The organism is Pseudomonas sp. GW822-FHT02G04 (assembly GCF_058802085.1).
In genome coordinates this window covers 97,982-108,715 of the sequence record NZ_JBXANU010000021.1, presented here as the reverse complement: position 1 = coordinate 108,715, position 10,734 = coordinate 97,982, and the positions used below count along the sequence as shown (strand labels likewise).

8 protein-coding genes are annotated in these 10,734 nt (G+C 56.6%); 2 read left to right on the top strand and 6 right to left on the bottom strand.

All coding sequences use genetic code 11. From position 1 onward, the window contains the following. Positions 1 to 36: 36 nt before the first annotated feature. The gene (locus tag AC1RO5_RS22990; RefSeq protein WP_493177831.1) at positions 37 to 2,745 is read right to left on the bottom strand and encodes an RHS repeat-associated core domain-containing protein; all 2,709 of its coding nucleotides are present in this window, start codon (positions 2,743 to 2,745) and stop codon (positions 37 to 39) included. A gap of 189 nt (positions 2,746 to 2,934) precedes the next feature. Between AC1RO5_RS22990 and AC1RO5_RS22985 the strand changes: the two genes are divergently transcribed. Continuing rightward, entirely contained in the window at positions 2,935 to 5,295 is a 2,361-nt protein-coding gene (locus tag AC1RO5_RS22985; RefSeq protein WP_493177830.1) for a DNA polymerase II, read from the top strand. Here the strand turns inward: AC1RO5_RS22985 and AC1RO5_RS22980 are convergent. From AC1RO5_RS22980 to AC1RO5_RS22970, 3 genes are all read right to left on the bottom strand, one after another. Continuing rightward, on the bottom strand, positions 5,260 to 5,730 hold the full coding sequence (locus AC1RO5_RS22980; RefSeq protein ID WP_493177829.1) for a DUF1810 domain-containing protein: 471 nt from the start codon (positions 5,728 to 5,730) through the stop codon (positions 5,260 to 5,262). The two genes, AC1RO5_RS22985 and AC1RO5_RS22980, sit on opposite strands and share 36 nt — an antisense overlap. A gap of 30 nt (positions 5,731 to 5,760) precedes the next feature. Beyond that, positions 5,761 to 6,582: an aldo/keto reductase gene (locus tag AC1RO5_RS22975; RefSeq protein ID WP_493177827.1), complete on the bottom strand. Its 822-nt coding sequence runs from the start codon at positions 6,580 to 6,582 to the stop codon at positions 5,761 to 5,763. Between the two features lie 180 nt (positions 6,583 to 6,762). Further along, positions 6,763 to 7,911, bottom strand: a complete 1,149-nt coding sequence (locus tag AC1RO5_RS22970; protein ID WP_493177825.1) for an aldose epimerase family protein — start codon at positions 7,909 to 7,911, stop codon at positions 6,763 to 6,765. A gap of 249 nt (positions 7,912 to 8,160) precedes the next feature. Here AC1RO5_RS22970 and AC1RO5_RS22965 point away from each other — a divergent pair, with 249 nt between their 5' ends. Further along, complete coding sequence (locus AC1RO5_RS22965) at positions 8,161 to 8,910, top strand: hypothetical protein (RefSeq protein WP_493177824.1); 750 nt, start codon at positions 8,161 to 8,163, stop codon at positions 8,908 to 8,910. A 414-nt stretch (positions 8,911 to 9,324) separates the two neighbouring features. Here AC1RO5_RS22965 and AC1RO5_RS22960 read toward each other — a convergent pair whose 3' ends face one another. Both AC1RO5_RS22960 and AC1RO5_RS22955 read right to left on the bottom strand, forming a co-directional pair. Next, positions 9,325 to 9,642 (bottom strand): hypothetical protein, encoded by a 318-nt coding sequence (locus AC1RO5_RS22960; protein ID WP_493177822.1) that lies wholly within the window; start codon positions 9,640 to 9,642, stop codon positions 9,325 to 9,327. Between the two features lie 82 nt (positions 9,643 to 9,724). Continuing rightward, positions 9,725 to 10,534: a GIY-YIG nuclease family protein gene (locus AC1RO5_RS22955; RefSeq protein WP_493177820.1), complete on the bottom strand. Its 810-nt coding sequence runs from the start codon at positions 10,532 to 10,534 to the stop codon at positions 9,725 to 9,727. Positions 10,535 to 10,734 lie beyond the last annotated feature (200 nt).

Here is a 10,734-nt window from a genome sequence, read left to right as displayed (position 1 = left end):
TCTTGCGAACAGGCCGGTTTTTCAGGTCTTTAAAACTTATTGTTGCCGAGCAGGTAGCTGACCAAGCTGGGTTTTCCAAGCTTGATGATCCATGCTCGTAGAACCCGTCAAAACGCCAAAGGGTTTAACAGCATTATCGTAAGTTGCAACCAAATGACCGACGCAGCTGAAACAGGCTTCAAATGCTTCCGCGTGCTCGATGTTTTGGAGTCGCTGCGTCACGAGTTCAATTGCCTCCGGGTCGGTTGATCCTGTTAATTTTTGCTGAATATAAAGTGCCGCACTGGCCGCTTGGACTTCTGCGTGTGCGGCCGGGAGGCCACGGCCTACAGGTAACTGCCTGCCACTTGCTTCAATATGAAGAAGCATACGTTGCTCTATTTGTTCATGCATCGCTGGAACTTCATATTGCATCCCGGACAAGCTTTCATATTCTGCTGATGACCCTTGGTAGATTTTTACAGCAGTGCTCTTATCTGCTAGTCGCGCGATATATCGTTCTTTCATATATTCCTTCAGGCGGCCAGGATCGGTGACCTCGTAGACTCCAAGTGAGGCGGGATGTTCTTGTCCGAGATCGTAATCCACCGGTCTGACTTGGTGTATGCCATGTTTGGTTGACGTCAGCGGTATACTTTCCAAAGGGATATTAATAAAGTCGGTGATGTAAATAGTTTTATCTCCGCCTGGAATCGACGCGCCCGCGTGTGCGGCAGCGACAGTGTCTCTGTATTTTTTTGAATACCGCGAATCCGGTTCTGCTTCGAGTCGTTTTTTTTGTTTTGCAGGTGAACCTGTTGGCGGATTCTTGCCCGCAGTGATCATTTTGGTAGTTCGATAACTTACCAACTGATTAAGATCTCCACTAAGCCCAAGCCTATCCACAAAACTCATCGGGTTATTCCCCACCATCGCATACAGATTCCACCCGTCCACAGCCCCCGCCGGGTCGGCACTGATCCAGCGCTGCAACCAGGGCGCGTAATAGCGCCATCCATAGTAGTAAAGTCCGCTGTAATCCATCTCCTTGCCCGAATAGCGGATGGTTTTATAACTGACTTCCCGTTCCGAACCCGCTGTCAGCGAGGAAGTGCCGCCGAAGGGATAATATTCTTCGCGGCTGATCAGATGGGCCGTTTGATCGAGTTCGATGAGGCTGGAACCCTGGCCGTCGTCGAGGCAGTAGCGCACCTGGTCGGCATCGATGTTATCCGGCTGACCGCTGAGCCAATGCAGGCAACGCACGTTGCCGATCACGCTCGGCAAGGTGATGACATGCAACTCCTCACCCGTTTCACGGGTGCGTATTTCCAGCCCGGGAAAGTAGCGTACGTCGTGAAAATGGCGGGTCCTTGACGTATGGGTTTCGTGGCGTTTATGGACACGTTCGCCTTTGCTGTAGCGATAGGTTTCCTTATCGTCGAGGCCTGTCTCGCGCGTGATCAGCGTGACGGAGGCCAACTCATCAAGGATGTTCCAGTGCAAGGCCTGACCCGGTTGCAAGACCTGGAGATTGCCATGAGGGTCAAACAGCTTGGGAAAATCGGGTGCAGGGCCTCCCTTTTTCCAGCGCACGCCACGGTTGCTTGAGGGGTCAATGCACATCTCATGGGTGTAGCCGCCCACCGCGCGACAATGAGTCAATTTAGTCAGGTTGCCGCCCGTGTCGTACTCGTAGCATTGTGTGTAGTTCAGGATATTGTTGGGGGCGTTCGGCAACGGACGCCCCGGCATGCTGGATGGCGGAGTGGTGTCATGGCCGGTGGCGCTGACCAACCGGTATAGCGAGTCTTGGGTGAATAGGCGGGTTCCATCAATGTGCTGGTTGGCGAAAAACACCGGTTTAAAGGTGTGATCTTTAATGCACAGCACATTACCGACGTTGTCATAGCAATATGACAGATCTTGCCGCAAGGCCTGGCCAGGCACGCCGGCATTCATGTTCGTCAGGCGATCGTTCGCCGGGTCGTAGATCCATTTTTTGGTCACGCCGTTGCCGAGTCGTTGTTCGATGACCTGGCCGGCAGCGTTGTACTGCGCGTCCTTGAGAATTTCCTGAATGGTATCGCTGGCGTCGATTTTCAGCGTTACCTGCTGGAGTTGCCCGGCGATGTCATAGAGTGAACACTGCTGATGGTTGCCGGCATCCGTCTGGCTCAGCGCCTTGCCGTCTGCACCGTAGCGCCATCGTGTGGTGTAGGCGCTGCCATCGAATAAGGTGCGGGTTTCTTCAAAAGGCAGGTAATGGAGGCTAAAGGAGCCGAATGCCATCGAGCCCGAAGGATCGTCTTTCTTGATCAACTGACCACGCAGGTTTCGCCCTGGATCCGCATCGGCCTGCCCATAGGTCAAGACCTCGACGTTCGGTTGAGCATTGACGTCAACCGCCAACATGCGCAATTGATCATCGTAGGTATTTCGCCATTGATTACCGCGCTCATCCCAGCGTCTGAGGACTTCACCGGCCACTCCGAACAGGCTCAGACGCCAGCCGGAGTCGACGCTGTCGACCTTCAGCGCTTGACCGGCCAGCCCATGGACCGTCGTCAGGTTAGACCTCAAGCCGTACAGGCGTGGATCCCAGTGCTCCACCGCTCTGCCTGCGACGTCATGACGCTGTCGGGTGATGAGTGTTTCCAGTGGAGTGACAGTGCTCTTGCGCAGGTAGGCTACCTGGCGAACCGCCAGGCCGCGGCCATCATAGGCAGTCACTGATGGGGTGTTCCGATGCACGGTGAGATCCATCTCTCAACCTCCTTCGATGCATTGCATCGGTCATGGCAAAGGGGTTTCTCCAAGCCTCGATGCTATCAACGTGCGAGAGGCGTGTAACCTGTCATATATGACAGGTGAAGCGACCTGTCCCGGAGCATCCACACGGTTGCCCAATGGCGCGTAGAATCACGCCTCTGTATCAATTTTGAGGTTGCAGTGGTGGATTTACAGCAGGGCTTCGTCCTGACCCGGCATTGGCGCGATACCCCGGCCGGCACCGAAGTCGAGTTCTGGCTGGCGACCGATGCCGGTCCCCGGCGCATCCGTCTGCCGCATCAACCGTCGGTCGCGTTCATTCCACAGGCCATGCGCGAGCCAGCCGAAACGGTGTTGCGCGGCGAAAAGAACGTCGAGCTGCGGCCATTGGCGCTTCTGGACTTCGAGCACCGCCCGGTGCTCGGCCTGTATTGCCAACAGCACGGCCAGCTGATGCGCCTGGAAACCGCGCTGCGCAAATCAGGCGTCGAGGTGTTCGAAGCCGACATCCGCCCGCCGGAACGCTACATGATGGAGCGGTTCATCACCGCGCCGGTTTTGTTCGGCGGCACGCCCGGTGCCGACGGCCTGCTGCTCGACGCGCAAATGAAACCCGCCCCCGACTACCGGCCGAACCTGCGGCTGGTCTCGCTGGACATCGAAACCACCGCTCAGGGTGAGTTGTATTCCATTGCCCTGGAAGGCTGCGGCGAGCGTCAGGTGTACATGCTCGGGCCGCCCAATGGCGATGACAGCGGGGTGGATTTCCAGCTCGAATACTGCGATTCGCGAACCCTGCTGCTGAAAAAACTCAACGAATGGTTCGCCCGGCACGACCCCGACGCGATCATCGGCTGGAACGTCGTACAGTTCGACCTGCGCGTATTGCACGAACATGCTCGCCGCCTGGCGGTGCCGTTGAAACTGGGGCGTGGCGGCGAAGAAATGCAGTGGCGCGAGCACGGCAGCCGCAACCATTACTTCGCTGCGGCCGCCGGCCGATTGATCATCGACGGCATCGAGTCGCTGCGTTCGGCGACCTGGAGCTTCCCCTCGTTCAGTCTGGAAAACGTCGCGCAAACCTTGTTGGGCGAAGGCAAGTCGATCGACAACCCGTACCAGCGCATGGACGAAATCAACCGCATGTTCGCCGAGGACAAACCGGCCCTGGCCAAGTACAACCTCAAGGACTGCGAACTGGTGACACGGATCTTCGCCAAGACCGAGTTGCTGACCTTCCTGCTGGAGCGCGCCAGCGTCACCGGTTTGCCGGCGGACCGCAGTGGTGGTTCGGTGGCGGCGTTTACGCATCTGTATATGCCGTTGATGCACCGTCAGGGCTTCGTTGCGCCGAACCTCGGCGGCAAACCACCGGAGGCCAGCCCCGGCGGTTTTGTCATGGACTCGCAGCCGGGACTGTACGAATCGGTGCTGGTGCTCGATTACAAAAGCCTCTATCCGTCGATCATCCGCACCTTCCTGATCGACCCGGTGGGCTTGATCGAAGGGCTCAAGCATCCCGACGATAGCGAATCGGTGCCGGGTTTTCGCGGTGCCCGTTTCTCACGGACCCGGCATTGCCTGCCGGCCATCGTCGCCCGGGTTGCCGAAGGCCGCGAAACTGCCAAGCGCGAGCACAACGCGCCGCTGTCCCAGGCTCTGAAAATCATCATGAATGCCTTCTATGGCGTACTCGGCTCCAGCGGTTGCCGCTTCTTCGATACCCGGTTGGCCTCATCCATCACCTTGCGCGGGCACGAGATCATGTTGCGCACCCGCCAACTGATCGAAGCTCAGGGCCACGCGGTGATCTATGGCGACACCGACTCGACCTTCGTCTGGCTGCGTCGCCCCCACGGTCAGGCCGAAGCCGCGCAGATCGGCCACGCGCTGGTGGACCACGTCAACCAATGGTGGCGCGAACATGTGAAGCAGGAATACGGGTTGGAAAGTGCCCTGGAGTTGCAGTTCGAAACACACTACAAACGCTTTCTGATGCCGACCATTCGCGGCGCCGAGGAGGGCAGCAAGAAGCGCTATGCCGGGTTGGTCACCCGCGCCGATGGCACCGACGAGATGGTCTACAAAGGCCTGGAAACCGTGCGCACCGACTGGTCGCCGCTGGCCCGGCAATTTCAGCAGGAGCTGTACCTGCGCATCTTCAATCGCAAGCCCTATCAGGATTATGTGCGTGATTATGTGCGCAAGACCTTGGCCGGTGAATTCGACGAGCGCCTGATCTACCGCAAACGCCTGCGTCGGCCCCTCGATGACTATCAACGCAACGTGCCGCCCCATGTGCGGGCCGCGCGGATCGCCGATGACTACAACGACCAACAGGGGCGGCCGCGGCAATATCACAACGGCGGCTGGATCAGTTATGTGATCACGGTCGCCGGCCCCGAGCCGCTGGAAGTGCGCAGCGCGCCCATCGACTACGACCATTACGTCACCCGGCAGCTGCAACCGGTGGCGGATGCGATCCTGCCGTTCGTGGATGACGATTTCTCAACGCTGATTGGTGGGCAACTGGGCCTGTTTTGAGTCCAGCAGCGACAGCGTCCAGTCATCCGGTATGCCATGAAAATACTGATCCAGCGCCTGATGGAACAGGCTGCCTTTTGGCGAAACCTGGGCGAACAGCGTCATTGATGAATGAAACTTGAGGTTGTCGGGGTGCCCGAAAATCTTGGTGATCGAGCGTTGCGGAACATCCAGCACCAGTTGCGTGCAGGTGCGCAAGCGCGGACCCAGTAGCGGATGCTTCAGGTACGCCACAGCTTCCTCGCTGGAGTGAATGGCAAAGTAGCGGGACATTTCGCTGTCACCCAACCCGGCAAACTGCGGAAAGATGAACCACATCCAGTGCCGGCGCTTCTGGCCGGCGCGCAGTTCATCCTGAACCCACTCGAACACAGGATCCTGTGCCTGGATAAAGCGTGGCAAGTTGAAAGAGTCGAGCTGATCGGTACTTCTCATGCCGATGCCCTCTGATAGCTCCGCGATGGCTCAGACCATGGCCAGCCGCTGCTTGCGTTGTGGCGCGCGAAACGCTTGGTCCAGCGCCTCCAGATCCCCGACTTCAAGCTGCAATTGTGCCGCTTGCGCGTTGAGCCGCACATGCTCGGGGTGGACCGCTTTGGGGATGGCGATCACCCCGTTCTGACGCAGAATCCATGCCAGCGCTACCTGCGCCGGTGTCGCCTGGTGACGGGCGGCAACCTGCTTGAGCGTCGGATTGGCCAGCATATGCCCGCCCTGGCCGATCGGACAGTAAGCCATCACCGGCATTTTTTGCTGTTGGCTCCAGGGCAGCAGATCAAATTCGATGCCGCGCTCTTCCAGGTTGTACAGCACCTGATTGGTCGCGCAGGCCGGTGAGGCCAGTTCATCCAGGTCGTCCAGGTCGAAATTGGACACGCCCCAACGGCCGATCTTGCCGTCTTCGCGCAGGCGTTCGAAGGCTTCGACGGTTTCCTCGAGGGGATACTCGCCGCGCCAGTGCAACAGGTACAGATCGATGTAATCGGTATTCAACCGCCGCAGGCTGCGTTCGCAGGCCTGGGGGATGCCTTTGCGGCTGGCGTTGAAGGGGTAGACCTTGCTGACCAGAAAAACCTGGTCGCGCAGGCCTGTGATGGCTTCACCCACCACCTCTTCGGCGCCCCCTTCAGCGTACATCTCAGCGGTGTCGATCAGGGTCATGCCCAACTCGATGCCCAGGCGCAGCGCTGCAACTTCCTTGGTGTGTCGGGAGCGTTCCTCTCCCATGTGCCAGGTGCCTTGGCCGATGACCGGCACAGGGCGGCCGGCCAGCTCAAGAGTACGCATGAATCCTCCTTGTCGAAGTCCGATCGATACTACAGTTGGCAGCAAAATAGCAGGGTGGTTCCGTCTGGCAAGGTCAAAAAATCGCAGCCTGTGGCAGCTCCTGCGAGGGCGGGGCACACCCGCAATATCACGGGTGTACCCAACCCCTGTAGAAGCTGCCGCAGGCTGCGATCTGTTGATCTACCGGGCGGAGAACCTGAACACCGTGGTCTGGGCATAAGTCTTGCCCGGATCCAGCCGCGTGGACGGGAAGGCCGGCTGGTTCGGCGAGTCCGGATAATGCTGGGTTTCCAGAGTAAAGGCACCCCAGTGCGGGTAAATCTTGCCGGCCTTGCCCTTGACCGAGCCGTCGAGGAAGTTGCTGGTGTAGAACTGTACGCCAGGTTCGGTGGTGTAGAGCTGCAAGCGACGGCCGGATTGCGGATCGCTGACATCGGCGGCGAGTTTGCCCAGGTCGCCCTTGGCATCCAGCACCCAGTTGAAGTCAAAACCGCCGTGTTTCGGTTCGGCGAATTTCAACTGCGGGTGATCGGCCTTGATGTGTTGACCGATGGCGGTCGGTTGGGTGAAGTCCATGGGCGTGCCGGCGACCGGGGCCAGTTCACCGGTGGGGATCAGTTTGCCGGTGACTGGCGTGTAACGGGTGGCGTGCAAGGTCGCCAACTGCTTCAGCACATCGCCGTTACCCGCGCCGGCCAGGTTAAAATAGCTGTGGTTGGTCAGGTTCAGCACCGTGGGCTTATCGCTGCTGGCCTTGTAGTCGATGCGCAGCTCATTGTTCTCGGTGAGGCTGTAGGTGACCTCGGTTTTCAGGTTGCCCGGAAAGCCCATTTCACCGTCCGCCGACAGGTACGTCAGCGTCACGCCCACCGAATCCTTGCCCTTGCTCGGTTCGGCTTTCCACACTCGCTTGTCGAAACCTTGAGCGCCGCCGTGCAGCGAATTGCTGCCGTCGTTGAGCGGCACTTGAAAGCGCTTGCCATCCAGTTCGAAGGCGCCGTTGGCCAGGCGATTGCCGAAGCGGCCGATGGTCGCGCCGAAGAACGCCGTGCCGCTTTGATAACCCTGCACGTCGTCGAAACCGAGCACCACATCGTCGAGCTTGCCGTTCTTGTCCGGCACTTTAAGCGACTGGAGAATCCCGCCGTAGGTAATGACCGTGGCTTGCAGGCCATGGCTGTTGCGCAAAATGTATTGCTCGACGGGCGTGCCGTCATTGGTTTTGCCGAAGGCTTTTTGTTCGCTGGACAAGCCGGTGGCGTGAGCGGGGAGGGTGGCGATCATCAGGGAGAGTCCGAGGCCGGAGAGCAGGTGTCGGGATTGAAGCATGGTTGACCTTCCTTTTTGTTGTTTTTAAGAAGTAGTCATACTAATGATCGTGCTTTAACGCGATAAAGGAAGGATTTATAGCTTATGCATCGGGTATTGCAATTATAAAGTATTACTAATTTGTGAGCGCTTTCGCGATGATCCGTGCTTACGGACCACCGGCACTGCACTTTTTCAGCTCTCACGGTTCTATTCTTGGCCAGCCTGCGGCGATCCCCACCGCCGGCCCATGCCCAAGTTCAAGAACCCATGGCTCGAGTTTTGCCCCGCGTTACCCTGAAAATTCGCCGTCATTACTTGCTGCTGATTAGCCTGTCGATGCTCCTCGCCAGTGGCTGTAGCCATCAGCCGGGCAACGATGTGGTCAGCCAATTTCGCAATGGCAAACCCCAGGAACTCCTCCAGACCAGCGTCGACCGCATGGCGACCCTGACGATGCGCGACAACCTCGAAAGCCTCTACCTGCTGATGAACAAGCTCTACCTGCGCAACCCGGACGAACTGAAAAAATCCGGCTTCCTCGATGTCGGCACCGCAGAAAAACAAGTGCGCATGGCCATCGAACAGCAGCAGCCGCTACCCACCCTCGGCGGCAAAAAAGACCTGGCTGCGCTGAGCTTCGCCATGAGTCCGGAGTTTCTCGGCGACCGGGTCGGCGCGTTCATCTATGCCATCGGCAGCATGCTGGTGACGGCCCATGGCAATCGGCTGGAGTTCTACATGACGGATGCGCTCAACCCGACCTTCGTCAGCAATGCCGCGCGCAACATCGAAAAAGCCACCTGGATCTTGAGCCAGCGGCAAAACAGGCAAGGCGAGCCATTGCTGTTTTCCAACGAAATTTCGGAGGAGGGCAGCAACCTGAGTTTTGCCGTGGAGTTCGGCAAAATCGTCGCGCGGCTGGACCTGCTGACCCAGATGCTCGACGAGCGGTACCGGCGGATCGGCCTGAACTACGCCCAGAGTCTGCTGTTTTTGAATTTTTTGCCGGTGCAGTGAGCCGCGTGGATTTTTACTGCGGTTATGCGGCTGGTTGATCCGGAGGAAGTTTGCTCCTGATGCGGTCAAGCTCACACATGAATTCTGTTAAGTCGTCAGATGGGATTTCCAAGACAAAGGATAATTTGTTTCCATAACCCCCAAAAGACGTCCCCATGAGTGTTGCTGTGTCGTTGTCTCTTATGATTACGCGGTCATGAATTTCAGTGGTTTCATGGCATAAGATTTTAGTGCCTTGTGACTTTATTCTCTGATTGAATTTTTTTTGGATACCGCTGTTGGGGCCTGGGAGTAAGAATAGTTCTAGTTTTTTTAAGTGTGGTGGGACTAGGCTGGCAATAAAATCAATGTAGTCATTTTCGGTTTTATAGACTCTGTTTGGGCCGCTCCACTGAAAAAAATAAGGGTCGCATATTATGAGTAAGTCGTTGGAATAAGCCTTTTTTTGATGTGTTTTTGGGCTTTTGCAAGTTTTCCTGACGCACCAACAAGCAGCTCGGTGTAGCCTCCTTGACTGTCCGCTAGGGCACAGCGGGCTGGCTTTTCATGAATCGCCTGCCGAAGACTATATAGCTGCTCTTCTATTTCGCTCAGTCGGTCGATTAAGTGTCGGGGTGAAGGATACCCAAGGTAGATTTCTTCCTCGATAAAATCTGTAGGGACTTCTGGGTTCTTAAGTATCTCTAGTGTGCGGGTTAAATGTTCAATCAGCTTTTGTCTACGATAGTTCATGCGAGTTTCCAGGTTGGTGGGGCCGTATATGGTTGGTAAGCGTTGTGGTGAAGGTTTGGCTTGGTGTGCTTTTTTGTTGGGGCTAGTTTCGATTCAAGCCGAATTCGCGCGTCATAAGTTTGGATTTCCATAGCCCTTCAGCTCTGATGATTTCCGCTTCCGATGCGGCAGATGAAGCAACTTCAAGTATCGAAACTTTAAAGTCATGATTGTCGAGTAACTTCATTTCCACGTTTCCGCCATGGCCGCTGGACCGGTAATACTCCCACCGCGCCCAGAACCCTCCAGTGCCGTAAGCAGAGCCAACATATTGTTTCCCGGTTACCCGGCAGGTGATCAGATAAACTCCAGACACCGCAGAAAGCGCTCCTCGCCAGGACACCGGCACAGACGCTAGCTCATTGATTGAATGGCTGAACGTATCAAAACCAGGGAAGGGAGGTTCGATGGCTGTTCTGCGTATCTCGACGATAGTTTTGTCCTGGTTGTCGGCTCGCTGGACCCATGATCGTAAGCCCGGCCCCCAGTCGAATACGATTTTGCCAACCATATCCAAGAATCGAGGGTCGGGTTTCATCTCATAAAAGTGATGGCCTTCAACGTTGATACCAGTTACTGGGTCTTTTGATCCTTCCGGTGCAAAACCTTTGTGGGTGATTTCATAAACACCCACAAACAGTGTTTCTCCAAGAGGGGTCCCAACGCAGGAGATAATCCAGTCGCAGGCCTCAAACACATTGCGTGATTGCAGTGACTGGTAGAACTCAAAACGCCCGTCTCCTGCAGTCCAAAGCGCGTGAGGCGAAAGCTCTTTTCCACCTCTGTGATCCTGATGGCGCACATAGCGCGTTCTGGCAAGGTCTAGCCCCTTGGCGATCAGTAGCGAGTTCATTCCAATCACAGCTCTTGCTCCATGCATAATCGATTTTGATCCATCACATGCGCGCTGGCCGTAACTCTTGACTAGCGGCTACTTGATATCAGATGTGGGACATCAACCACAATTCTTCCTGAAGGAATTTCTCTGAAACCGTCTGCTCCTCAGAGAAAAAGCATAACGATAGACCGCATCGATATATGTGGTTATAAGAA

Coding starts and splice junctions, on each gene's coding strand:
- AC1RO5_RS22990 (WP_493177831.1), bottom strand. CDS start 2,745: ATGGATCTCACCGTGCATCGGAACACCCCATCAGTGACTGCCTATGAT.
- AC1RO5_RS22980 (WP_493177829.1), bottom strand. CDS start 5,730: ATGAGAAGTACCGATCAGCTCGACTCTTTCAACTTGCCACGCTTTATC.
- AC1RO5_RS22975 (WP_493177827.1), bottom strand. CDS start 6,582: ATGCGTACTCTTGAGCTGGCCGGCCGCCCTGTGCCGGTCATCGGCCAA.
- AC1RO5_RS22970 (WP_493177825.1), bottom strand. CDS start 7,911: ATGCTTCAATCCCGACACCTGCTCTCCGGCCTCGGACTCTCCCTGATG.
- AC1RO5_RS22965 (WP_493177824.1), top strand. CDS start 8,161: ATGGCTCGAGTTTTGCCCCGCGTTACCCTGAAAATTCGCCGTCATTAC.
- AC1RO5_RS22960 (WP_493177822.1), bottom strand. CDS start 9,642: ATGAACTATCGTAGACAAAAGCTGATTGAACATTTAACCCGCACACTA.
- AC1RO5_RS22955 (WP_493177820.1), bottom strand. CDS start 10,534: ATGAACTCGCTACTGATCGCCAAGGGGCTAGACCTTGCCAGAACGCGC.